The organism is Chitinophagaceae bacterium, assembly GCA_007695095.1.
Classification (GTDB): Bacteria; Bacteroidota; Bacteroidia; order Chitinophagales; family REEL01; genus REEL01.
Genome location: REEL01000133.1, coordinates 1 through 24,616, shown reverse-complemented (window position 1 = coordinate 24,616; position 24,616 = coordinate 1). Strand labels below are relative to the sequence as shown.

The following is a 24,616-nucleotide window of genomic DNA, read 5'->3' as shown; positions in this document are numbered from 1 at the left end:
AAAAGTACCCCCGGTAGGAATCGAACCTACATCTTAAGTTCCGGAAACTCACATTCTATCCATTGAACTACGGGGGCATTTATCCTTTTTGTAGCCCCGCCAGGAATCGAACCTGGATCTAAAGTTTAGGAAACTTTTGTTCTATCCATTGAACTACGGGGCCAAAAGGTTTGCAAAATTAGTTAAAAGGCATCTAATAAACAATATTCAAGCTTTTCAATAAATCAATATGTTATTCCTCAATTTTTCAATGTATTCATCCTCCGTTTTTTCGTATTTTTACCGATTAAGTTTAATTTAGGACTAAATTTTTAAAATGCACCTACTGCTAAAAAATATCACTGTATGCGACCCTAATTCTCCATACAACAAGCAAACAGTTGATATTCTTATTAAAAATGGTATTATAGAAAATATAAAATCCGGAATAAACGCTAAAAATGTAGCTGTAAAAGATTGTTCTAATGCCTTTATAAGTCCCGGCTGGTCAGATCTTACGGCTTGCAGCGGAGAACCCGGTTATGAGTATAAGGAAGATATGAGAAGCCTTTCAGAGGCAGGAGCCGCCGGAGGTTTTACATTTATTGGCTGCTTACCGGATACAGAACCCGCTCTGCACAGCAAATCTGAAATTGAGTTTATTACTACCAAAAGCAGTAAATATATCTGCCAACTAATACCTATCGGAGCCGTAACTAAAGATTGCAAAGGGGAAAAACTTACAGATATGATCGATTTGCACCATGCCGGTGCTTTTGCTTTTTCTAACGGACTTGAAAAACCCCTTAATGGAGGAGTTACTGAAAAATCTCTTTTTTATATAAAAGCTTTTAACGGTCTGCTGATTACTTTTCCGGAAAATGAGTCTATCACTCAAAAAGCTATAATGCACGAAGGACCGGTGAGCACCAGGCTCGGACTTTCCGGCGACCCTTTTATAAGCGAAGAAGTGTCTTTAATAAGAGATATTAAGTTGCTTGAATACACCAATTCCAGATTGCATATTGGTGCCATTTCAACTAAACATTCTTTGCCCCATATCAAACAAGCTAAAAGTGAAAAACTGAGAATATCCTCAGCAGTTAGTGTTTTTCACCTGCTTTATGATGACAATGCACTCGAAAGTTATGATAGTTTGTATAAAGTCAAACCACCTTTCAGGTCTAAAGAAGACAGAAAAGCACTGAAAAAAGCACTGAAAGACGGTCTCATAAATTGTATTACCGGCCTCCACAAACCGGAAGATGACGATGCCAAAAACGTAGAACTGGATATTGCCGCATACGGTATGCAATCCCTTGAAACACTTTACCCGGCAGTTTTAAAAGCTTTTGATTTTAAAGTTACGAATGAGGAAATCGTAAATTGGCTTTCTATAAACCCGAGAAATATAGCCGGTTTACCGGTTCCGATAATTGACATAAACCAGGAAGTTGAATATACCATTTTTAATCCTGAAGAAAAGTGGACATACGATTCGAAAAATAAAAAAAGCAAATCAAATAATAACCCTTTTTTAAACAAAGAAATGACCGGTAGAGTAAGTGGAGTAATTACCAAAAGAGGGGCATATTGGAATAATAGTAAGTGAAATTAAAGAGGAAGTTTATATTTTCGTAAAATAAATCAAGACTAAATGGAAACACCGAATCAAAATGTATCTGAGGAAAACATGAACCCTGCTGTTTTGTGGGGCTTAATAGGGGGCTTTGGATTAATTTTAGTATCTATACTTACCTATCTGCTAAATGTTCATAGTCACAGTTCTATTATTTTTATTTTCTACGGGATATTGATATTCTCCATAGTGATGGGCATAACCGGTAAGAAAAATGCTGAAACTGAAAGCTACTTCCCCTTCGGAAAAGCTTTTGTCACCGGGATAATTGTCACTGCAATTGCTTCATTGATTGGCAGTATTTATACTTTTATATTTTACAAATACATAGATCCTGAATTAATGCAGCTGATTTTAGAGCAAAGCAAGCAGACTATTTATGATCAAAATATGTCAGAAATCGAAGAAAATCAATCGATTAGATTTATAGAGTTTTTTGTTTCCCCGGCGATTATGGCCATTTCTTCTTTCATAGTATATTGCATAGTGGGACTTATAGTATCCGTAATAGCGAGCTTATTTGTTAAAACTAACCCCCCGGAAAATCAAGAAATTGCATAATACAAACAGCCATATAACCAAACCGGAATTGAGCATAGTGATTCCTCTCTTTGATGAAGAGGAGTCGTTGCCTGAGCTTTATGAGTGGATAAAAAAAGTCACTAATGAGCATAATCTCACGCACGAAATAATTTTTGCCGATGATGGCAGCCGCGACAACTCCTGGGAGGTAATTAAAAAGTTATCTGAATCTGATTCTTCTGTTAAGGCCTTTCGGTTTATGCGAAACTACGGCAAATCAGCAGCCCTGAACGAAGCCTTTAAAATTTGTCAGGGGAAAGTTGTTATTACTATGGATGCAGATTTACAAGACAGCCCGGACGAAATTCCCGGTTTGTATAAAATGATAAAATCTGATGGTTATGACCTGGTTTCCGGCTGGAAAAAAACCAGACACGATCCGGTTTCCAAAACAATTCCATCCAAGTTTTTTAATTATGTAACCAGTATTAGCAGCGGTATCAAATTACACGATTTCAATTGTGGATTAAAAGCCTATAACAGTAAGGTGATAAAATCAATAGAAATCTACGGTGAAATGCACAGATATATTCCGGTTATGGCTAAGCAAGCCGGATTTGATAAGATTGGAGAAAAAGTAGTTGAACACAGAGCCAGAAAATATGGCACGACTAAATTCGGGCTGGAAAGATTCATCAATGGCTTTTTGGATTTAATGTCTATTTTGTTCGTTACCCGTTTTGGGAAAAAACCTATGCATTTTTTTGGTACCTGGGGAGTTGTCATGTTTTCCATCGGTATGTTAATCCTTTTATATCTGTCGGTTGGAAGGCTTGCTTTTCATGCTTACGGAATGACTTCAAGGCCGCTGTTTTTCTTTGCAATTGTTTTTGTACTGCTGGGGGCTCAGCTTTTTCTGACCGGTTTTTTAGCCGAACTGGTTTCCCGTTCATCCGCTGACAGAAATAATTACTTAATTGATGAGAAGATTTCGAATTCATAAATTATGTTTTATTCTTTTATAATTCCTCTTTATAACCGCCCGGATGAAATAAAAGAACTCCTGGACAGTCTGTTATTGCAGACTATGCAAAATTTTGAGGTGGTCATCATAGAAGACGGATCAGACATTAAATCCGATAAAATAGCAGAGCAATATTCCGACAAGCTTGACATACAGTATTTTTTTAAAGAAAATGAAGGTCAGGGGTTCACGAGAAACTACGGAATGAAAAGAGCAAAAGGAGATTACTTTATAATTTTAGATTCCGATTGCATACTACCCACGCATTATTTAGAAACGGCTGATAAGGAAATAAAATCAAGAAAATTAGATATTTACGGAGGCCCTGATGCGGCACATCCTTCTTTTACACCTATACAAAAAGCCATCAGCTACAGTATGACATCATTGTTTACTACAGGCGGCATACGTGGCAAAAAGAAACATGTTGGAGTCTTTCACCCCAGAAGTTTTAACATGGGTGTATCACGAGAAGTTTTTGAAAAAACAGGCGGCTTCAAAATTACCCGCATGGGCGAAGATTTGGAGTGGAGCATCCGTATACAGGAAAGTGGTTTTAAAAGTGGTTTGATAGAAGAGGCATATGTATATCACAAGCGCAGGACAGACTTTAAGCGTTTCTTTAATCAACTGTACTTTTTTGGAAGGGCCAGAATAAATGTGTCTTATTTTTATCCGAAAACCTTAAAAATTATTCACTTTTTCCCGTTAATTTTTCTGTCCGGTGCTGTTTTTTCTATATTGTTGCTCTTTATTTTCCCGGTTCCGGCACTTTTTTTAGTTGCTGCTTACGGTGTTTATACCCTTTTGATTTGGATGGACAGTTTAAGACAAACCCAATCTTTTCAAATTTCACTACTGAGCATTATAACTTCCTGGATTCAGCTAACCGCTTATGGTTTGGGATTTTTGCATGAATTTTGGAAAAGAAAAATTTTAAGAAAAGAAAATAACATAGATTATTACCCACAATAATTTTCAATGACTGATAAAGAACAAATAATAAGTATTTTCAATGAAGCACAGTTGCTTAAACAACAGATGCAACAACAGGATAGTTGGTCTTTAGAACTGATGAAAGCTATACATTTCATTACAGACAGCTACAGAGCGGGCGGGAAACTGCTGTTGTGCGGAAATGGAGGAAGTGCAGCTGACGCTCAGCATATAGCCGCAGAATTGAGCGGCCGTTTTCGACTTAACCGGCAAGGGTTATTTGCCGAGGCTTTACACACAAACGGATCTTATCTGACAGCCGTTGCAAATGACTATGGCTTCGATGAAATTTATGCAAGACTTGTAGATGCTATTGGGAATGAAAAGGATATTTTACTGGCTATTTCCACTTCGGGTAATTCAAAAAATATACTCCGGGCTATAGAAGTCGCTAAATCCAAAAAAATAAAAATTATCGGTTTTGGCGGAAAAGACGGTGGAGAAATGAAAAACTGGTGTGATATTTATTTAGGTGTTCCCCATCAAAAAACTGAACGCATACAGGAGATACATATACTCTGGGGGCACATTTTGTGTGAGCTCGTAGAGGAAAAGCTTTTTGGTCAGAATAAATAGGCCAAATCATCTTTTTTGAAATATCTTAGTATAAATTTTACGATAAAAATCATAAGTTCGTAATAAAACTATTCAAATGCCTTCAACAGCAGAAGAAAATTATTTAAAAGCCATTTTTAAGCTCAGCCGGCAAAACCATGAGCCTATTTCAACAAATGAAATAGCTGCCATGATGCAAACAACAGCATCATCTGTCACTGATATGCTCAAGAAGTTAAGTGATAAAGAGCTTTTGGAATATGAAAAATACAAAGGAGTACGGCTGACCAGCGAGGGAAGTAAAATAGCTAAAAATCTGGTTCGCAGACACCGGCTATGGGAAGTTTTTTTAGTTGATAAATTGAATTTCAGCTGGGATGAAGTGCATGACATAGCGGAAGAGCTTGAGCATATAGAGTCGGATGTATTGATAGAAAGACTGGAAGCATTTCTCGAGTTTCCAAAGTACGATCCGCACGGTGACCCGATACCGGATGCTGAAGGAAATATCCCGCTTCACACCCAAATGTTGTTGAGCGATTTAAAAAAAGGCCAAAAAGGCAAAGTAATGGGAGTAAAAGACACTTCCAGAGACTTTTTGCAATATATGGATCAGCTAAATATTGAGTTAGGAAGTCAGATAAAAATCATTTCAATTACTGAGTATGATAAATCCATGTTTATCCAAATAAACGGAGATAAAGAATTTCAGATTTCTAATCAGGTTAGTAGAAATTTATACGTTAAGATATAGACTTTCGCTAACTAAAATCTAAATACGTTTACATGCAAATTCAAAATATCATAGAAAAACTGGAGGATTTTGCTCCGATACCTCTACAGGAAAGTTATGATAATTGCGGGCTAATGGCAGGCGATTCACAGGCTGATGCAAGTGGAGCATTGCTTTGTCTGGAAGTTACAGATAATGTATTAAATGAAGCAATTGAAAAAAAGCTAAATCTTATTATTGCTCATCATCCTCTCATTTTTGGAGGAATAAAATCCCTGACACCTGACACAGAAACGGGAAGACTGCTCATAAAAGCATTAAAAAACAATATTGCTATTTATGCCATTCACACCAATATTGACAAAGTAAAAAATGGAGTAAGTTTCAAGATGGCTGAAAAGTTAGGCCTGGAGAAAACTGAGATTTTATCACCCGAAAAAGGAACTTTGCGTAAGCTTGTCACTTTCTCTCCTCCAAAATATGCCGAAAAGGTGAAAGAAGCCATATTTAAGGCCGGGGCGGGTCACATTGGCGAATACAGTGAATGCAGCTATAACCTATCGGGTTTGGGAACTTTTAAAGCTTCAGAAAATACAAATCCATTTTCCGGTGAAAAAAATAAAAGGCAGGAAGATGCTGAGATAAGAATAGAAACAATTTTTCCTTTTTATAAAAAATCCGGTATTTTAAAGGCACTTAAAAAAGCCCATCCTTATGAAGAAGTTGCTTATGACATCTATCCCTTGGAAAATGAAAACCAAACGGTGGGTTTGGGAGCTATCGGCAGCTTTTCTTCCTCAAAAAATACAGATGACTTTTTAAATCTGGTTAAAAAAAGTTTTAAATGTGGCTGTATACGATATACTGATTCCGGGAAAAAAAAGATAAAAAAAGTGGCTGTTTGCGGTGGTTCCGGAGCTTCCCTTTTTTCAAAAGCAAAGGCCTTAGGTGCAGATGCTTATATTTCAGCAGATTTTAAATATCATGATTTTTTTGAAGGGCTTACTGATACTATAATTATTGATATCGGACACTACGAGTCAGAACAATTTACTGTAGAAATTTTTCACTCTATTATTTCACAAAATTTTCCTAACTTTGCAGTTCAAATTTCAGATTTATCAACAAATCCCATAAATTATTTATAATGGCTGATACCAAAGAACTTACAGCAGAAGAAAAATTAAAAGCATTATACCACTTACAAACCATAGATGCTAAACTTGACGATTTTGAAAGATTAAAAGGTGAACTACCCATTGAAGTCAGCGATTTGGAAGATGAAGTTATTGGTTTGCAAAAAAGAATAGAAAAATTAGAAGCCGATATTGCCACCAAGAATAAGAAGATTGATGGCCATAGAAATGCAATGAAAGATTCTGAAACCATGAGAGTTCGCTACGAAGAGCAGCAAATGGATGTAAAGAACAATCGTGAGTTTGAAGCTCTGGGCAAAGAAATTGAACTTCAAAAGTTAGAATATCAAATTGGAGAAAAGAAAATCAGAGAATGCCAGATTGAAATTGAAGAAAGAAATAAACTCATTCAGGAAACGCAAGGGAAAATAGACGAACGTGAGTCTGAATTGAAAGAAAAGAAAGTTGAGTTAGAGAAAATCATTGCTGAAACTGAAAAAGAAGAGAAAAAACTTCAAAAAGAATCTGACAAAGCTAAAGCAAAATTAGAAAGCCGCTTGGTAACTGCGTATTCCAGAATTCGCAAAAACTACAGAAATGGCATGGCAGTTGTAAAAGTAGAGCGTAGTTCTTGCGGTGGATGCTTTAACGAAATTCCACCTCAGTTGCAAGTTGAAATTGCTCAACGCAAAAAAATTATTGTTTGTGAAAACTGCGGTAGAATTTTAGTTGATACTGAAATTGACAGTAAAGAAGAAAAGAAAACCGATAAATAAAAAATTCATGCCTAAGCGTGCATGCCTTAAAGTAAATTTCTTAAAAAAGCTATTCCAAACATTTGGAATAGCTTTTTTTATTTTAATGTCGGTTCAGGCTTTCCCTTCAAACAAAAACTTTCAGGAAAGTGAGCGAATCAGAAGCGCATACCGTTCACTTACGGCTCTGGATTTAGATAAAGCATACGCTGAAATAGAGGTCGGAAAAAGACTTGAGCCGGATAATAAGTTATATGTGCTGCTGGAAAATTATCTGGATTTTTTTAAAATCTTTACCTTAGAAGATGAGTCCTATTTTCATTATGCAAAGACAAAAAAGGATCAAAGACTGGCTCAAATCAGTAATGCAAATGAAAACTCCCCCTACTACTTATATGCTAAAGCTGAGATAAATATTCAGTGGGCATTTAGCCGGCTCCGATTCAGAGAATATTGGACAGCAGCCTGGGAGCTCAGAAGAGCTTATCGTATGCTTGAAAAAAACATTCAATTATATCCCGATTTTCAGCCTAATCTTAAAAGTCACAGCCTGATCAGAGTTTTGGCCGGCAGCATTCCGGAAAGATATCATTGGATAATCGGGGTCTTTGGAATTTCTCCGGATTTACAGGGAGGAATCTCTCAGTTGGAAAATCTGGTACATTCCGAAAAAGAAAATTTTTTGTTTTATGAAGAAAGCCTTTTAATCTACTGCATGCTCTTAGCCGTTATTGAAGTCAGACCGGTAGATGCTTTAAAGGTATTAACGGACAAGAACTATCCATCCGGAAACAGAACACTAACCTATTTTACTTCTATTCATATAGCCGTTTTAAATCGTAAAAATCAAAAGGCTACGCAATGGATTAACGAACTGAAAGAATATTATGATTTTGATAATTTCCCCTACTTGCATTATTTGGATGGTTTGCATGAATTACAAAAACTAAATACGGCTGCTTCTGTTAAAAAATTTAATCGTTTTTTGGAAACGCATAAAGGCAGAAATCAATTAAAAAGTGCTTATCAAAAAATAGCCTGGTCTGCCTGGGTAGATAGTGATACAAGCGGTTATTTAAGCAATATGGAATTAGTAAAATCTGAGGGGCACTCTGATACGGATTCTGACATACAGGCTCTGTCAGAAGCAACTTCCGGCATGTTTCCTCATCAGCAATTACTGAAAGTCAGACTGTTGACAGATGGAGGTTATCTGAAAGAAGCTCTGGAAGTTTTTGAGAATATTTTTCCTCAAAGTTTACGAAGTAAAAAAGATAGAATAGAATTCAACTATCGCAAAGCCAGAATTTTTCACTTTGCCGGGAACATTCCTTTTGCCAAAAGATACTATGAAATAACGATAAACAAAGGCATGGATGAAGAGATATATTTTGCTCCGAATGCTGCGCTTCAGCTGGGATTGATTTACGAAAAGGAAAATGATTTCAAAAATGCTGCTTTCTATTTTAGCTTATGTCTGGAAAGTCCGGATCATGAGTATAAAAAGGGATTGGACCAACGGGCAAAAGCCGGTTTGCAAAGAGTAAAATAAAAAAACTGCCTTGAAAAATCAAGGCAGTTATAAATCAACAAACCATCAACAAGTTTAAAAGAAGCTTAGAAACAATAGTTGTCAGCTTCTATCAATTCTTTTGCAATCTTACGTCTCAGCGACTTGGTGTTTAGTGGTCCATATTTAGTGAAACGCTTTAAACCCATTAGCATCATACGTTTTTCATCGCCATCAGCAAAGGCTGCAATTGCATCTTTCCCGCTTTTATTAATTTTATCCATAGCATCATTTACATAAACTTTTGCTAAGTCTCCGTAGATAGAAGCTTCTTCGCCTTTTGTATTTATAAGTTTCTCGGCATGTAAAATCGCTGATTCAGAAGCAAATATTTCAATGAGCATATCAGTGATATTCATCACAATTTCCTGCTCATCTTTTAGTTTTTGCATCAATTTCTGAGCAGCGGCACCTGCCACCATCAAAGCTGCTTTTTTAGCCTGTTTAACAGCTTTCTTTTCTTCAGCAAATAAAGAATCATCTTCATCAGAACCGAAATCAGGAACAGAAGTTAGCTCTTTTTGAATGGCCATAGCCGGAGACATTAAATCTAACTTGCCTGACATTGCACGCTTCATCAACATATCAACTGTCAATAAACGATTAATTTCATTGGTTCCTTCAAAAATCCTATTGATTCTTGCATCTCTGTAAGCTCTTGCTACCGGATACTCTTCAGAAAATCCGGTTCCACCGAAAACCTGAACAGCTTCGTCAACGACAAAGTCAAGAACTTCTGATCCAAACACTTTTAACATAGCACACTCAATCGCATACTCTTCAGCAGCGCCCAATAAGGCGTCCCCGTAGCTTTTACCATCTTCAAGCAGCTCTTTCTCCATTTTGTCAATGTAATCACTTACCCGGTAAGTAACAGAGTCACAAGCAAATATTTTTACTGCCATTTCTGCCAGCTTATGCTGAATTGCGCCAAAACTTGAAATAGGAACATTAAACTGATGTCTTTCATTTGCATATTTAACTGCTACAGTTGAAGCTCTTTTAGCTCCACCTAAAGCCATAGCACATAATTTATACCTTCCGATATTCAGTATGTTAAATGCAATTTTATGTCCTTTTCCAATTTCTCCCAGAATGTTTTCCTTAGGAACTTTTACATTTTCAAAGAAAACCTGTCTGGTTGAAGAGCCTTTAATTCCCATTTTTTTCTCTTCCGCACCAAAGGAAATTCCTTCATATCCCCTTTCGACTATAAAACCGGTAAATTGTTCTCCATCTATTTTTGCAAATACCACAAAAACGTCGGCAAAACCGGAATTAGTAATCCACATTTTCTGTCCGTTCATGATGTAATGAGTTCCCTCATCATTTAAAACAGCTTTTGTTTTTGCAGCCATAGCATCCGAACCTGAGCCCGGTTCTGTCAGGCAGTAAGCAAACTTCAGTTCACCGGAAGCCGATTTAGGCAGGTACTTTTGCTTTTGTTCTTCATTACCATAATACAAAATTGGCAAAGTTCCGATTCCTGTATGAGCAGCTATAGAAACAGCAAATGAATGAGCGCCGCCTAAAATCTCAGCAGCAACACTGTTGGTATTAAAGTCCTTGCCAAAACCCTGATATTCCTCAGGTATAGCCAGACCTAACAGGCCCAGTTCAGCAGACTTATCCATTAACTCAACGGTGAGACCTTCCTCCTGCTCATCAATACGCTCCAGGTTAGGGTCAACATTTGTTTCTATGAATTCACGGCACATATCAGCGATCATCATCTGCTCTTCGTTCAACTCTTCACGAGTGAACACTTCTTCGGCAGAGGATTCTCTTATAAGGAATTCTCCTCCTTTTAGTACTTTTTTTGTTGTTTCCATTATTTTAAATTTATCTGTTAAAAATTATAAGACTTCGTAAATGCCTGCTATTCCCTGTCCACCGCCAATACAAGCTGTTACCATTCCGTATTTTTGGTTTCTTCTTTTTAATTCATTGATAATCTGAATTGTCAACTTTGTACCGGTACATCCAAGCGGATGACCTAAAGCAATGGCTCCACCATTCACATTCACTTTTGACGGGTCTAATTCCGATTTTTTAATTACTGCCAGCGCCTGAGCTGCAAATGCCTCATTCAGTTCTATCAAATCAATATCATTAAGTTTGAGACCTGCCTGTTTAAGCGCTTTAGGAATTGCCGCAATGGGTCCAATTCCCATTATTCGCGGATCAACACCAACACTTTGTGAAGTTATCATTCTGGCAATTGGCTCCAGATTTAATTCTTTTACCATTCTTTCAGACATAACAACTACAAATGCAGCTCCGTCAGAAGTTTGTGATGAATTTCCTGCAGTCACACTACCTTTAGCTGAAAATACCGGTCTCAGACGTGACAATGCCTCAATACTGGTGTCTTTTCTAGGTCCTTCATCCGTGTCTATCGTAAAATTTTTGGTTTTACGCTTCATCTTATTGTCCAAATAAACCTCTTCTACTTCTATAGGCAGAATTTCATCTTTGAATCTTCCTCCTTCAATAGCACTAATAGCTTTTTGATGAGAATGATAAGAAAACTCATCCTGCTCTTGTCTGCTGATTCCGTATTCTCTTGCTACTTCTTCAGCTGTTAAGCCCATTCCGATATAATACTGTGGATTTTCTTTTGCTACTTCATAGTTTAAGACGGTTCTCCAGCCTATAGTCGGTACCAAAGACATTGATTCTGTTCCGCCGGCAATTATGCAGTCAGCCATACCTGCTTTAATTTTTGCCGTTGCCATTGCAATCGTCTCAACTCCGGAACCACAATATCTATTTACGGTAACTCCCGGAACCGGCATAGGCAAAGCCTGAACAGCTATCATTCTTCCCATTTGCAGCCCTTGTTCTGCTTCGGGAACAGCATTTCCGACTATTAAGTCATCTATTCTTTCAGGATCTAATTGTGGCACTTTTCCTAAAAGTCCTTTAATTACTTGTGTAGCTAAATCATCCGGACGCATGAACCGAAAGCCGCCTTTTTTGGCTTTTCCAACAGCGGTTCTGTATCCTGCTACTATATATGCTTCATTCATGATGATATATTTTTTTAATTTTAAAATTAATTTCTCAAAGGTTTACCGGTTTGTAAAATACTTTGCATTCTTTCTAATGTTTTCTTTTCCCCTAACAATGAAAGGAAGGCTTGTCTCTCCAAATCCAGCAGATATTGTTCAGTAACTTTAGTAGGCTCCGATAAATCTCCGCCACACATAGCATAAGCTAATTTTTGGGCTATTAAACTATCGTGAGCTGTTGCATACTGACCCAGCTTAAAGGAATATACTCCGGCGGTTAAACTACCTAAAGCCGTTCTGCCTAAAACAAGTATATCATCTCTTTGTACCGGCTGTGTGTAGCCTTCTTCGCTTAACTGAATGACCGCTTTTTTTGCCTCCGCAATACGATTATCCTGATTGACAACTACCATGTCCAGACCTTCGCGCAAGATGCCTAAATCATAAGCTTCATGAGCAGAAGTAGCAACTTTAGCGGTAGCTATATTTATGAAACTTTCCTGCAATCTCGGCAATTGCACATCTCCGTTATAAAATTTATCAGATGTTCTAAGGACAAACTCTTTGGTTCCCCCACCTGCCGGGATTACTCCAACGCCTACTTCTACCAGCCCTATGTAAGTTTCAGCTGATGCTACAACTTTATCGGCATGCATGGACATTTCGCAGCCGCCTCCCAGTGTAAGTCCGTGAGGAGCTACAACGACCGGCACGGATGAATATCTTACACGCATCATGGTATTTTGGAAATATCGAATTGCAAAATCTAATTCATCATATTCCTGCTCAACGGCAAGCATAAAAATCATCCCGATATTAGCACCGGCTGAAAAGTTCTGCCCTTCATTTGCAATAACCAAACCTTTATAGCCATTTTCAGCTATCTCTATGGATTTATTAATACCCTCAAGAACTTCGCTTCCAATAGAATTCATTTTTGTATGAAATTCCAGATTCAGCACACCATCACCTATGTCATGTAAGGTAACTCCGGAATTTTGCCAAACCGGCTTATTAGGCCTGAAGTTATCTAATAATATAAAGTGTTCTTTACCCGGTATATCCAGATATTCTCCCTTATTAATATCATAATACTGACGCTTGCCATTATGAACCTTGTAAAAAGATTTCACATTTTTAGACAGCATATCTTTTACCCAGGGAGCAATGCTATATCCTTCTTTTTCCATTTCAGGAACAACCTTTTCAATTCCCAGCACATCCCAGGTTTCAAATGGTCCTAACTCCCATCCAAACCCGGCGTTTAATGCATCATCTACTTTATACAGTTCATCTGCTATTTCAGGAATTCTGTGCGACACATAGCTAAACACACGATATGAAAGCTTTCTTAAGAATTCTCCGGCTTTATCTTTTCCTTTATTTAAGGCTCTGACTCTATCGTGTAGATTTTCTATCGGCTTTGCTGCATCCAGCGTTGCAAATTTTGGCCGTGTTTTAGGTTTATATTCTAAGGTGTCTAAATCCAATGCTAAAATCTCGGATTTACCCTCTTCATTTTTTACTTTTTTATAAAAGCCCTGACCGGTTTTATCTCCAAGCCACTTTTTTTCTACCATGGTATTTACAAAATCAGGAATTTTGAAAAGCTCACGCGCTTCATCATTTGGCCTGTTTTCTCTTACTATATCGGCAACTTTTACCAAAGTATCTATCCCAACTAAATCACAAGTTCTGAAAGTAGCTGATTTAGGACGACCCAAAACCGGCCCTGTTAAAGCATCAACTTCCTCAACCGTCAAACCAACCTCTTTCATTAAATGAAAAATGGCCATGATTCCAAAAACACCAATTCTGTTAGCAATAAAGGCTGTAGTATCCTTACATTCAACCGTTACTTTACCCAATTGCCTGCTGCCGTAGTCCATTAAAAAGTCAACCAAACCTTTATCTGTATGCTCGGTAGGAATTATTTCAAGTAATCTCAGGTAGCGAGGCGGATTGAAAAAGTGAGTACCTAAAAAGTGTTTCACAAAATCTTCAGAACGACCTTCAATCATTTGGTGAATGGGAATACTGGAAGTATTTGAAGAAATGATAGTGCCTTTCTTTCTGAGCTTATCAACTTTTTCAAAAATCTGCTTTTTGATATCCAGATTTTCAATTACCACTTCCATAATCCAATCTACATCAGAAACTTTTTCAAAATCATCGTCAAAGTTTCCGGTCGTTATTTTCGTAGCGAACTTTTTATTGTAAATAGGAGAAGGGTTTGACTTAAGTGTACTTTGCAAAGCCTCATTCACAATTCTATTACGCACGTGAGGACTTTCCATTGTCAGTCCTGCTGCTTTTTCTTTATCACTTAACTCTCGCGGAACAATATCCAGCAAGACAACCTGCACACCTATATTTGCAAAGTGGCAAGCAATTCTGGAACCCATAATTCCCGAACCGAGAATAGCGACTTTTTTAATTTTTCTGTTCATTTATACTGTAGTTTACAATTAAAAAATTTATTTAATTTTTATCAAATTTAAAATTTGTTTGTCAATTTACCAAACGCTTGTTTGTTATTTTTTTAATTTTTTCAAAACTCTTGTATGCGTTCTCTTTAATATTTCGGGGTCATTAAAAATACGCATCATCAAGATTGATCCTTCAATTTCAGCTACACTTTGTTCAGCATATTCAGCTGCAATTTCCTCGTCATACTCCGACTTAAAAATAAAAGAAAGTGCATTTTTCCAATCTATAAAAAAGCTTCTGATCGGAGCGGCAAACTCCGGCACTACTCTGGCGGTTTCTACACCTATATTTCCCATTACATCTCCCCCGTCAGGGCCTATAAAGATATCTTCTGTCAAATCTATAATGTATTCCAGTCGTTGCTTTGCGCCTAATTTTTCATTATAAGCGTGAACAAATATTTCTTTTGAAAAAAAATCATGGACATAATTAATTACCTCTATCATTATCGCCTCTTTACTGGGGAAATAGTGGTATAAGCTACCCTTTTGCAAGCCACATGCAGCTGCAATATCCGAGGTGGTGGTATTGTAAAAACTTTTCTGCCTGAAAATTTTTAAAGACTGATGCAAAATAAATTCACGGCTAACCTTTTGTCTGGGCATTTATTCTAAATTTAACTACTGCTAAGATAAAATCTATTATTCATTTTACCAAACGGTCGTTTGTTTTTTTTATTTCTTTCTAAAACTTAATGTTCTAAATTTTACACCATAGCCAATTATTTAGGCCCTAAATCTTAATATGACTTCAATAAAGAAATATACTTTCAGCTAATTGATTTAACTAAATCTTCAAACATATGTCTAAAACGTAAAGAAAGTTTACTGCAACTGTTGAGAAATGGCAAAATTTTCATTTGCTCTAACAGTATCACCTAATGCAAGGTAAGAAGTCCCCAGATTGAAATATGCCTGACCATAATCAGGCTTTAGCTCAATAACCTTTAAAAAAGCCTCAATAGCCTGCCGGTGTTGGCCTTTAAAACCATAAGCAACACCAAGGTCTTCATAATAATAGTGAATACCATCATTGATTTCTATAGCCCGTTCAAAATTTAAGATTGCATTATCAAAATCATTTCGAAGCCGGCCATAAGTCATACCAATTCTATAATATGCATTATGAGATTGTGGATTTAAGCTTACTGCTGTATAAAATGCCTGCAATGATTTCCCAGCTTCTCCTAACTGATAAAAAGCGTCTCCCAAATGAAACCATGCATTAAAGCTGTTAGGTTGTAGCGAAGCTGCTCTTTCCAACAATCTAACCGACTCATTATATCGTTTGTTTGCATTTAAAACCATTCCAAAATTTAAATTTGCATCAAAATTTGCCGGATTTGCCTGCAGCGCTCTGGAGTAACTAAACCGCATAGAATCCAACGGGCTCCCCTTCAAATAGTGAGCATTCCCCAAAAGATTCCATGCTACTGAAAAATTAGGATAAATCTGAACGGCTCTGTTTAAATAAAATGTGGCACTATTCAGTAAATCAGCTTTCTCCTCTGCCGTTACATTTTTTTCTGCTTCTTCAATGAGCGTACCTCCTAAGGCACTATTCAGCTTTGCACTATTGGGAGAGTATTTTATATCTGTTGAAAAAAGCGTGTAGTTATTTTCCCAGGCCGGATTTCTTTCCAGTGTTTTAACACTGAAGCCCAATACAAACAGCCCGATTATAATTGCCCTGTATTGAATTCGCTTATTTTCTATTACAAACTTCTTTACGAGACGATGAGTTAAAATGGTAAATATTAACACAAATCCAAGAGAAGGCATGAACATAAAACGTTCAGACATAGTCGTTCCAACATTAAAAAACAAATTTGAAACGATTGAAAATGTTGCTAAGAAAAAGATAATTCCAAATGCCACCGGATCTCTTTTCAAAAGCCCGAAAACACCATAAGCCAAAGCCGAAAGCAATAAAAGAAGGCTGATAATCACTCCGGGAGAAGACCAGGATTGAAGTGGAATTTGATTAAAATAATAATCATGCGTTAATGGATGAGGAAAAATTAATAACTGCAAATACTTTCCGAAAGTAAATAAAATAGTTGCCAGACGTTCACTTTCCGTGGCATGTATATAGGCATTATTAAGCACCGTCATGCTTGGAGTAAAATCAGTTCCCGTAAAAATATGCCGAAGATACAGATACAGCCCACTTAAAGCCAGAAAACCAATTGAAGGCAAAATAGCAGATTTCAATTTTTTAGGCTCGAAAAAATAAACGGCCAGAGCAAAAAGTGGTAAAAATGTAATGACATTTTCTTTTGAAAGTAAGCCTAAGAAAAAGCAAACAAACGCAAATATCAAATGCGGTAACTTTTTATGAAAAAGATACTTCCAGAAAAAAAACATAGCACCCAGGGCACCTAATAATCCCATGATTTCATCACGACCTTTAATATTTGCCACTACTTCTGTATGAATTGGATGCGCGGCAAACAACAATGCGATTAAAAAAGGAATACTCAAATAATGCTTGTTATTAAAATGATTTTTCAACCACAATTTCATGATTAGAAAAACCAAAAGAACACAAATCGAATATAATAAAGCATTTACAAGGTGGCTGAAAAAGGGATTTTTCCCCAAAAAATGATATTCAACAGCAAATGTAGCAATTGAAAGAGGCCGGTATCTGCCACCGGCGACTAAATTTCTTTCACCACCAAAAAAACCGTAAAAGGCGTCTCTTTTCATTATTTCCGGAATACCGGACAAACCTTCTTTTGTAAGGCTGTTTTCTGTAATTACAATTGAATCGTCAAGGGCATATTGATGTGACAAAGTATTCACAAATAACAAAAAAGAAAAAACAAATAAAAACAGTAGCTGAAGCCTTTCAGTTTTGATGTTCACATTCGTTTTTTCAACAGATTCGTAACTCATGAAAAGCATTTTTAAATAAAACTATGTAAAAAACATACATACAAACTTAGCAAAAAACAATGGATAAACGGTGAAAAATGTTAATGCAAAGTATGTTAATAGTTCTTCCTGACTATAAATTCAACTTAATAATGGGCTAAAAAAAATCACATTTTTTTTAAGTCCTTAATCAAAAAAAATCTTGTAATAAATTTAGTTTTGCTTAAAGAATCTCAAAAGATACCGGCAAAATGAATTTAAATGCTTTAATTTGAACGTATTTAAATCATTTTTGAGACTATAAATAATGATTTTTAAGAAAACCTTATGTCTAAAAAAGTATTAATTACAGGTGCTGCGGGTTTTATTGGCTCGCATTTAGCTGAATTTTATTTAAATAAAAATTGGAGCGTAACCGGAATAGATAACTTTGACCCCTTTTATGATAAAGGATACAAGTTAAATAACCTCAAGATCCTCAGGAATCACCCTAATTTCACATTTTCAGAGATGGATATCAGAGATAGACATTCCTGGGATAAATTAGACGATAATTATGATTTAGTAATCCATCTGGCAGCTAAAGCCGGTGTACTGCCTTCTTTAGAAGATCCTGTTGGATATGTAAGCACTAATCTTAGCGGAACGACAGAATTGTTGGAATGGATGAAAAGAAAGAATTTAAAAAAACTTTTATTCGCTTCCTCTTCTTCTGTATACGGAAATGCCGGCAAAGGGCCTTTTGATGAAAGCATGGCTGTAGATAAACCCGTTTCATTTTATGCTTCAACTAAAAAAAGCGGAGAATTGCTCACTCATGTTTATCATGATCTTTATGATATTGATGTAATAAACTTACGTTTTTTCACCGTTTTTGGTCCACGCCAAAGGCCGGATCTGGCTATTCATAAGTTTTTTAAAAAAATCTACAATAATGAACCCATAGAAATCTATGGAGATGGCACAACCGGCAGAGACTATACTTTTATCCACGATACTATAAACGGCATTCAGGCTTCAGCATCTTACGTAATGGAAAACGACAATGTTTATGAAACGCTGAACTTAGGAAATAATAAACCCATATTGCTCCATGATTTAATAAACGAGATTGAAGCTGTTACCGGTAAAAAGATCATTAAAATTGAAAAACCCAAACAAGCCGGTGATGTAGATTTTACATTTGCAAGCATAAGCAAAGCCAAAAAACTTTTAGGTTATAAGCCAAGCACATCACTCAGAAAAGGCCTGGAAGCTTTTAACGATTGGTTTATTCAGTATTACAAAATTAAAGAATAAGCATGTGCGGACTTGCAGGCGTTGTTGACTTAGAACAGAAACTAAACCTCAGTACTGAAGATTGGAAAAGTATCTCTGCCTGCATAAAACACCGGGGTCCTGATGCAGACGGACTTTATACTGAAAACGGATTCAGTTTATTACACAGAAGACTGAGTATTTTAGACTTATCAGAACAAGGCAATCAACCCATGCACAGCCAATGCAACAGATATGTAATTGCATACAATGGCGAAATTTATAACTTCAATGAAATATTGAGTGAGCTCAAAGAAGAAAGGCCGCAGTTTGCTCCCAAAACAACAACCGATACTGAAATTATCTTAGAAGCTTTTGCCTGTTGGGGGAAAGAATTTATCTCTAAGTGCAATGGCATGTTTGTGTTTGCCATTTGGGATAAACAAAAACAAACTCTTTTCTTATTCAGAGACCGTTTAGGAATAAAGCCACTATATTTTTACCATCAGGATGGCCTGCTGGTTTTTGCATCTGAATTAAAAGCAATAAAGAAAATTCTGGGTGAAAAGTGTGGAAACATTTCACGCGAAGCAGTAAATGCCTTTTTACATTTAGGATACATCCCGGAGCCTTTAAGCATCTATTCAAAAGTGCAAAAGTTCCCATCCGGTGAAATGGCCGAATATAAAAACAAAAAACTTGATTTTGTTTCCTATTGGAAGCCCGAAGAACGGGTAACTGAAGAAATACTCACAGATGAATCAGAAGCAAAAACCAAGCTGCATGAATTACTGGAAAGTTCCGTAAAATACAGACTTATCAGTGATGTTCCTTTTGGTACATTTTTATCCGGAGGAATTGATTCAAGTGTTGTAACAGCTGTAGCTTCAAAATTAACGTCAAAACCCCTAAACACTTTTTCGATAGGATTTAAAGAACAAAGTCATAATGAGGCGGAATATGCAGCAAAAGTTGCCAAACATTTAGGCACCCGTCATCACGAATTTATAGTTTCGCAAAAAGATGTTCAGCAATTGGTTCCGGATATAATAGACGTTTATGACGAGCCTTTTTCAGACTCGTCCGCATTCCCGACTATGTTAGTCTCCAAACTTGCCAGAGAGCATGTTACCATGACTTTATCCGGTGATGGAGGGGATGAACTTTTTATGGGGTACGGTGCTTACAAATGGGCCGGACGACTACAGAACCCTATTCTAAAACTATTGCGACTGCCAATCAGGCAAATTCTTTCCAGAGGGAATAACAGGCAAAAAAGAGCGGCCCACATGTTTTACTTCCCGGACGAAAAACACATGCCTAGCCATATTTTTGCACAAGAGCAATACTTATTCCGAAGAGAGGAAATAGAGGATATTCTCCTCCCGGATTTTCAAAGTGACTTTCAGCTAAAAGAAAACTTTACAGAAACATCCCGTAAATTAACAACTGAAGAAAATCAGGCACTTTTTGATTTAAAAAATTATTTGAAAGATGACTTACTGGTGAAAGTTGATCGTGCCAGTATGAGATATTCTCTGGAAACCAGAGTCCCCTTGTTGGACTATCGTATCGTTGAGTTTGCCATTAACTTATCACCCGAATTAAAAATTAAAAACAAATCTTCTAAATACCTTTTAAAGCAGGTTTTGTATAATTATGTTCCGGAAGAACTTTTCAAAAGGCCAAAATGGGGATTCAGCATTCCGCTTATTCACTGGTTAAAAGATGAATTGCGGTTTTTAATTGATGATTATCTCAATGAAAAAGTTATTACTTCTGCGGGTTTTGTAAAATATAATAAAGTTGACGTTTTAAAGAAACGATTTTTGTCCGGCGAGGATTACCTATACAACCGTTTGTGGCTACTGATCGTACTGCATAAGTGGTGGAAAGAAGCCTATAATTCGACTGACTTTCAAAAAATCTAAAATGCTGAATTACGGGCTTTCCGGCAATTCATTAAGATAAAAAAAGAAATATTCTTTAATTTGCAAAAAAAAGTGATGCCAGAAAGCATAGAAATATCTCTTGTGATTCCTGTTTATAACGAACAAGAGTTAATTGAACAACTTTTTGAAAGGACGACCGGTGCTTTGGAAAAGATCACCCCAAACTTTGAAATTATTTGTGTAAATGATGGCAGTACTGACAACACGCTTGAATTACTACTTGCATGCCATCAAAAAGACAATCGATTTAAAGTAGTAGAGCTCTCCAGAAATTTTGGTCATCAGGCAGCTTATACAGCAGGTCTCAGCTATGCAAAAGGTAATTTTACGGTTATGATGGATGGGGACTTACAAGATCCGCCGGAAATTATAGCAGAAATGTATAAAAAAATCACCACTGAAGAGCTTGATGTGGTTTTTGGAAGCAGAACAGAGCGAAAAGAAGGATTCTTAAAAAGAAGCTTAATAAAGCTTTTTCACAAAATATTCAGCCGACTCAGTAATATCAATGCCCCTAAAAATGTTGGGAATTTTTCAATCATGAACCGTTCGGCTTTAAATGCCTTTCTAAAATTAGGCGAAAAGAACAGATATCTGCCCGGATTGCGTTTTTTCATAGGTTTTAAGCAAGGTTTTATAGAATACTCAAGACCTGACCGGGAAGTGGGTGATGCAAAAATGAATTTCACCAGTCTTCTAACTCTCGCACTGGATGCCATCTATTCCTTTTCGAAAGTTCCAATTAAGGTCTGCATTATCATCGGACTACTTGGCATTTTCTTTTCTGTAGTGGGGGTTGTAGTAGTTTTAGTTAAAAAAATAATGGGAGAAGCAATAACCGGCTGGACTTCCATAATGCTCAGCATCTTTTTTATTGGGAGCGTGCAGTTATTATTTTTAGGCATACTTGGTGAGTATATCCACCGGATTTTTATTGAAACACAGAACAGACCCATTTTTATCGTAAGGAAATATCATGAGTAAAGAAGTTAATATCCTTTATATTTCCATGGATGGAATGACAGATCCACTTGGTCAATCTCAGGTAATTCCTTATTTAAAAGGACTGAGAAAGTTAAACTACCGCTTTACTATACTCTCTTTTGAAAAGAAAGACCGTTTTCAAAAAAATAAGGACATCATCAGTAAAATTCTAAGTGAAGCAGATATACAATGGGAACCACTGATTTATACTCAGAGTCTTCCTATTTTTTCCTCTATCAAAGATTTGTTCAAAGGTTATAGAAAGGCATTACAAATTGCCCGAGATATAAAAGCTGACATTGTACAAGCCCGCGGACATCATCTGGCTTGCATGATGGCTATGCATGTAAAGAATAAAACAGCTGCAGCATTTCTGTATGACATGCGGGGATTTTGGCCTGATGAGCGGGTTGACGGCGGTCACTGGAATCTTAAAAACCCTGTTTTCAAAGCTATTTATACTTTTTTCAAGAAAAAGGAATCTCAGTTTTTTAAGCACTCAGATGCCATGATTACACTTACCTATGCTGCTAAAGACTATTTAAATACGCATTATGGGATTGGCGAAAAAATAACTGTAATACCGTGTGCCGCTGACCTGGAACATTTTCAGCCGGCTAAAGAAAGCGACAAAGAAGTACTGAAATCTAGATTAAATTTAAACGATAAATACATTTTTAATATTTCCGGATCAATAGGAACCTGGTATTTACCGGAAAAAATGCTGGATTTTTTTAAAGTTGCTACAGAAGAAATACCGAATGCACATTTGCTTTTGGTCACTCTGGACGATTCAACATCTTTTTTAGATTATGCCCGCTCAATAGGTATTTCTGAGGATAAGATAACAATTACCTCATCTTCAAGAGCCGAAATGCCCGTTTTTTATAGTATCTCTGATGCTGCTATCTTTTTTATTAAAGCAGTTTTTTCCAAAAAAGCTTCTTCTCCTACAAAACACGGAGAATTGTTGGGCTGCAGGATACCGGTAATTTGTAACGGAGGAGTCGGTGATATGAACAAAATTATGAGTGAAAGACATACGGGTGAGATTATGGAGGAATTAAATGAACAAAACTTCAGGGAAGCTTTAAAGAATCTTCTAGCTGCAAATTACAAAGCGGAAGACTTTAGTGAAGTAGCAAAGAGCTACTATTCACTGGAAACAGGCATAAAATCTTATGATAAAGCCTATAAAATATGCCTTAACAAGCTTTAAGCTTTTTCGTATTTTTTTATCATATAAAAAAACAAGCCCCAGGTTAAAAAGATTGCGCCAAATACTATTACCCTAAAGGCATTGTAGTGTAGAAAGTCGAGGCTGTCCGGGAAGTCCTTTTCACCAATTGTCAATAATACTATCCTCAAAACATTCAAAAACAAAATCATAAAAAATCCGGCTACCCCAAAAATTGCTTTTAATTTCATTGGAGCAGGGTACGCCAGTATAAGACTTAGAAAAATCACAAAAGAACCAATCCCCAGACAATCTCTCGTCACCAACCAGCCGACATGCCCTTCCAGACCAATCACATTATCATAAGAAAAAGTAGTGTACCCGAATAAATGTACTAATGGCACGCTGATATTAACAAAAAAAGTACCTATTAAAAGAGTTGTCTTTTTCCAAAAACTACCAAAAAAGTTATCGGTGCTAATGTCAATTCCAAATTTTGAATGAAAAAATCCACCATTTTCACCAAATAATAAAATCAATTGCCAAAATAAATATGGTAAAAGAAGCAAAGCCAAAAAGCTAAACATTCTAAACCATGGATTTTGGCTAAGTTCTTTAAAACTGCTCATCTGTTTGTGTATTAACAACAAAATAATAAAAATCAATACGAATATAAATCTAAATTTCAGAATAGCAGAAAAATTGCAATAATAAACGTGAATCATTAGATTTGCATAAAAAAATTGATAAAAGGTAAAAAGGTACTTTTTTTATTTCCATACCCTTCAGGCACAGCGGGCTCACAACGCTTTCGATTTGAGCAATACTTTCACTATTTAGAAGAAGCCGGCTTTTCTATTAAAAAGCAAAGTTTTTTAGATGAAAAAACATGGAAAATCCTCTATAAAAAGGGATATACTTTTCAGAAGGTTATAGGCATTTTAAAAGGATTTCTAAAACGACTGTTTATTCTTTTTTCAGTACCTTCTTATGACTATGTATTTATCCATAGAGAGGCTACACCCGTTGGTCCGCCTATTTTTGAATGGATAATTGCCAAGATTTTTAGAAAGAAAATAATTTTCGACTTTGACGATGCCATTTGGCTGCCCAATACTTCAGATACAAATAAATTTATAGCCGGATTTAAATTTCATGATAAAACAGCTGCAATTTGCAAAATGGCGCATAAAGTATCTGCCGGAAATGAATATATAGCTGAATTTGCTTCTAAGTTTAATGAAAATACTGTTGTAAATCCAACGACCATTGACACTGTTAACATGCACAATCAATTAAAAAAACAGGATGAGATTCCGGTTAAAATAGGTTGGACAGGAACGCATACAACCTTGCATTTTTTAGAAAAAACTATCCCTACTCTTTTAAAAGTATATCAAAAAAAGCCATTTACCCTTATCGTAATAGCTAATACTGAGCCTTCCTTTGATTTTCCGTCTATGGAATACAAAGTATGGAATAAAAAATCAGAAATTGAAGATTTACTGTCCTTTCATATTGGTTTGATGCCCCTAACTGATGACCCCTGGGCAAGAGGCAAATGCGGATTTAAAGCCTTACAATATATGGCATTAGGCATACCGGCCATAGCCAGTCCAATTGGAGTTAACAAAAAGATAATAGATGATAAAGAAAACGGATATCTTTGCGCCAATGAAAATGAATGGGAGGCTGCCCTTTTACACTTGCTAAATGATAATAGATTAAGAGTAGAAATGGGAATTAACGCCAGGAAAAAAATTGAAAGAGCCTATTCTGTTGAAGCTAATTCTGCTTCCTTTTTATCTTTTTTCGAATAGTAATAGATAAGTGATATCCCAATCAGGTAAAAAGCCAGACAAGGAGTTTTATACCTTGCCAATGCACCGAAATTAAATGAAGTGAATCCTACCCCAAAAGCAAAGATAATTGCAAAAACAATACAAAAAATAAT

General features: G+C 36.4%; 21 protein-coding genes and 2 tRNA genes. 14 read left to right on the top strand and 9 right to left on the bottom strand.

Annotated features, from left to right (window positions below):
* Positions 1-5: 5 nt before the first annotated feature.
* Positions 6-77, bottom strand: a tRNA-Arg gene (locus EA412_10860).
* A gap of 11 nt (positions 78-88) precedes the next feature.
* A tRNA-Arg gene (locus EA412_10855) sits at positions 89-163 on the bottom strand.
* Between the two features lie 153 nt (positions 164-316).
* On the opposite strand from EA412_10855, the gene EA412_10850 reads away from it, so the two are divergent.
* From EA412_10850 to EA412_10810, 9 genes are all read left to right on the top strand, one after another.
* Positions 317-1,591 (top strand): dihydroorotase, encoded by a 1,275-nt coding sequence (locus EA412_10850; GenBank protein ID TVR77578.1) that lies wholly within the window; start codon positions 317-319, stop codon positions 1,589-1,591.
* 45 nt (positions 1,592-1,636) lie between these two features.
* Positions 1,637-2,179, top strand: a complete 543-nt coding sequence (locus tag EA412_10845) for a DUF4199 domain-containing protein (protein TVR77577.1) — start codon at positions 1,637-1,639, stop codon at positions 2,177-2,179.
* A gap of 13 nt (positions 2,180-2,192) precedes the next feature.
* Positions 2,193-3,143, top strand: coding sequence for a glycosyltransferase (locus EA412_10840; GenBank protein ID TVR77580.1), 951 nt, complete (start codon positions 2,193-2,195; stop codon positions 3,141-3,143).
* A 3-nt stretch (positions 3,144-3,146) separates the two neighbouring features.
* On the top strand, positions 3,147-4,139 hold the full coding sequence (locus EA412_10835) for a glycosyltransferase (GenBank protein ID TVR77576.1): 993 nt from the start codon (positions 3,147-3,149) through the stop codon (positions 4,137-4,139).
* Between the two features lie 6 nt (positions 4,140-4,145).
* Positions 4,146-4,736 carry a D-sedoheptulose 7-phosphate isomerase gene (gene gmhA / locus EA412_10830; GenBank protein TVR77575.1) on the top strand — a complete coding sequence of 197 codons (591 nt, stop codon included), beginning with the start codon at positions 4,146-4,148 and terminating at the stop codon, positions 4,734-4,736.
* Between the two features lie 76 nt (positions 4,737-4,812).
* On the top strand, positions 4,813-5,469 hold the full coding sequence (locus tag EA412_10825) for a metal-dependent transcriptional regulator (protein TVR77574.1): 657 nt from the start codon (positions 4,813-4,815) through the stop codon (positions 5,467-5,469).
* Between the two features lie 32 nt (positions 5,470-5,501).
* Positions 5,502-6,596 carry a Nif3-like dinuclear metal center hexameric protein gene (locus EA412_10820; protein ID TVR77573.1) on the top strand — a complete coding sequence of 365 codons (1,095 nt, stop codon included), beginning with the start codon at positions 5,502-5,504 and terminating at the stop codon, positions 6,594-6,596.
* The gene (locus tag EA412_10815) at positions 6,596-7,360 is read left to right on the top strand and encodes a hypothetical protein (protein ID TVR77572.1); all 765 of its coding nucleotides are present in this window, start codon (positions 6,596-6,598) and stop codon (positions 7,358-7,360) included. Before EA412_10820 ends, EA412_10815 begins: the two co-directional genes overlap by 1 nt.
* Positions 7,326-8,891 (top strand): hypothetical protein, encoded by a 1,566-nt coding sequence (locus tag EA412_10810; GenBank protein TVR77571.1) that lies wholly within the window; start codon positions 7,326-7,328, stop codon positions 8,889-8,891. The genes EA412_10815 and EA412_10810 overlap by 35 nt, the downstream gene beginning before the upstream one ends.
* A 65-nt stretch (positions 8,892-8,956) precedes the next feature.
* On the opposite strand, the gene EA412_10805 is transcribed toward EA412_10810, so the two are convergent.
* The 5 genes from EA412_10805 to EA412_10785 form a co-directional block, all read right to left on the bottom strand.
* Positions 8,957-10,741 (bottom strand): acyl-CoA dehydrogenase, encoded by a 1,785-nt coding sequence (locus tag EA412_10805; protein ID TVR77570.1) that lies wholly within the window; start codon positions 10,739-10,741, stop codon positions 8,957-8,959.
* Positions 10,742-10,765: 24 nt separating this feature from the next.
* Complete coding sequence (locus EA412_10800) at positions 10,766-11,941, bottom strand: acetyl-CoA C-acyltransferase (GenBank protein ID TVR77569.1); 1,176 nt, start codon at positions 11,939-11,941, stop codon at positions 10,766-10,768.
* 26 nt (positions 11,942-11,967) lie between these two features.
* Complete coding sequence (locus EA412_10795; GenBank protein TVR77568.1) at positions 11,968-14,373, bottom strand: 3-hydroxyacyl-CoA dehydrogenase/enoyl-CoA hydratase family protein; 2,406 nt, start codon at positions 14,371-14,373, stop codon at positions 11,968-11,970.
* An 84-nt stretch (positions 14,374-14,457) separates the two neighbouring features.
* Positions 14,458-15,018: a TetR/AcrR family transcriptional regulator gene (locus EA412_10790; protein ID TVR77567.1), complete on the bottom strand. Its 561-nt coding sequence runs from the start codon at positions 15,016-15,018 to the stop codon at positions 14,458-14,460.
* Positions 15,019-15,237: 219 nt separating this feature from the next.
* A complete protein-coding gene (locus EA412_10785) occupies positions 15,238-17,322 on the bottom strand; it encodes a tetratricopeptide repeat protein (GenBank protein TVR77566.1) in 2,085 nt (694 codons plus the stop codon).
* A 297-nt stretch (positions 17,323-17,619) separates the two neighbouring features.
* Between EA412_10785 and EA412_10780 the strand changes: the two genes are divergently transcribed.
* The 4 genes from EA412_10780 (at position 17,620) to EA412_10765 (ending at position 22,704) form a co-directional block, all read left to right on the top strand.
* A complete protein-coding gene (locus EA412_10780; GenBank protein TVR77565.1) occupies positions 17,620-18,591 on the top strand; it encodes an NAD-dependent epimerase/dehydratase family protein in 972 nt (323 codons plus the stop codon).
* A gap of 2 nt (positions 18,592-18,593) precedes the next feature.
* On the top strand, positions 18,594-20,480 hold the full coding sequence (asnB, locus tag EA412_10775) for an asparagine synthase (glutamine-hydrolyzing) (GenBank protein ID TVR77564.1): 1,887 nt from the start codon (positions 18,594-18,596) through the stop codon (positions 20,478-20,480).
* Between the two features lie 75 nt (positions 20,481-20,555).
* The gene (locus EA412_10770; protein TVR77563.1) at positions 20,556-21,485 is read left to right on the top strand and encodes a glycosyltransferase; all 930 of its coding nucleotides are present in this window, start codon (positions 20,556-20,558) and stop codon (positions 21,483-21,485) included.
* The gene (locus EA412_10765; GenBank protein TVR77562.1) at positions 21,478-22,704 is read left to right on the top strand and encodes a hypothetical protein; all 1,227 of its coding nucleotides are present in this window, start codon (positions 21,478-21,480) and stop codon (positions 22,702-22,704) included. The genes EA412_10770 and EA412_10765 overlap by 8 nt, the downstream gene beginning before the upstream one ends.
* Here the strand turns inward: EA412_10765 and EA412_10760 are convergent.
* A complete protein-coding gene (locus EA412_10760) occupies positions 22,701-23,387 on the bottom strand; it encodes a hypothetical protein (GenBank protein TVR77561.1) in 687 nt (228 codons plus the stop codon). The two genes, EA412_10765 and EA412_10760, sit on opposite strands and share 4 nt — an antisense overlap.
* A 21-nt stretch (positions 23,388-23,408) precedes the next feature.
* On the opposite strand from EA412_10760, the gene EA412_10755 reads away from it, so the two are divergent.
* On the top strand, positions 23,409-24,482 hold the full coding sequence (locus tag EA412_10755; GenBank protein TVR77579.1) for a glycosyltransferase family 1 protein: 1,074 nt from the start codon (positions 23,409-23,411) through the stop codon (positions 24,480-24,482).
* On the opposite strand, the gene EA412_10750 is transcribed toward EA412_10755, so the two are convergent.
* The coding region (locus tag EA412_10750; protein ID TVR77560.1) for a hypothetical protein at positions 24,434-24,616 on the bottom strand (183 nt) is incomplete at its 5' end. The genes EA412_10755 and EA412_10750 overlap by 49 nt on opposite strands.

Bases quoted from the DNA above. Each gene is read 5' to 3' on its own strand.
- EA412_10765 (TVR77562.1), top strand. From the start codon at position 21,478: ATGAGTAAAGAAGTTAATATCCTTTATATTTCCATGGATGGAATGACA.
- EA412_10800 (TVR77569.1), bottom strand. From the start codon at position 11,941: ATGAATGAAGCATATATAGTAGCAGGATACAGAACCGCTGTTGGAAAA.
- EA412_10795 (TVR77568.1), bottom strand. From the start codon at position 14,373: ATGAACAGAAAAATTAAAAAAGTCGCTATTCTCGGTTCGGGAATTATG.
- gmhA (TVR77575.1), top strand. From the start codon at position 4,146: ATGACTGATAAAGAACAAATAATAAGTATTTTCAATGAAGCACAGTTG.
- EA412_10845 (TVR77577.1), top strand. From the start codon at position 1,637: ATGGAAACACCGAATCAAAATGTATCTGAGGAAAACATGAACCCTGCT.
- EA412_10825 (TVR77574.1), top strand. From the start codon at position 4,813: ATGCCTTCAACAGCAGAAGAAAATTATTTAAAAGCCATTTTTAAGCTC.
- EA412_10785 (TVR77566.1), bottom strand. From the start codon at position 17,322: ATGCTTTTCATGAGTTACGAATCTGTTGAAAAAACGAATGTGAACATC.
- EA412_10760 (TVR77561.1), bottom strand. From the start codon at position 23,387: ATGATTCACGTTTATTATTGCAATTTTTCTGCTATTCTGAAATTTAGA.
- EA412_10780 (TVR77565.1), top strand. From the start codon at position 17,620: ATGTCTAAAAAAGTATTAATTACAGGTGCTGCGGGTTTTATTGGCTCG.
- EA412_10850 (TVR77578.1), top strand. From the start codon at position 317: ATGCACCTACTGCTAAAAAATATCACTGTATGCGACCCTAATTCTCCA.
- asnB (TVR77564.1), top strand. From the start codon at position 18,594: ATGTGCGGACTTGCAGGCGTTGTTGACTTAGAACAGAAACTAAACCTC.
- EA412_10820 (TVR77573.1), top strand. From the start codon at position 5,502: ATGCAAATTCAAAATATCATAGAAAAACTGGAGGATTTTGCTCCGATA.
- EA412_10835 (TVR77576.1), top strand. From the start codon at position 3,147: ATGTTTTATTCTTTTATAATTCCTCTTTATAACCGCCCGGATGAAATA.
- EA412_10815 (TVR77572.1), top strand. From the start codon at position 6,596: ATGGCTGATACCAAAGAACTTACAGCAGAAGAAAAATTAAAAGCATTA.
- EA412_10805 (TVR77570.1), bottom strand. From the start codon at position 10,741: ATGGAAACAACAAAAAAAGTACTAAAAGGAGGAGAATTCCTTATAAGA.
- EA412_10770 (TVR77563.1), top strand. From the start codon at position 20,556: ATGCCAGAAAGCATAGAAATATCTCTTGTGATTCCTGTTTATAACGAA.
- EA412_10790 (TVR77567.1), bottom strand. From the start codon at position 15,018: ATGCCCAGACAAAAGGTTAGCCGTGAATTTATTTTGCATCAGTCTTTA.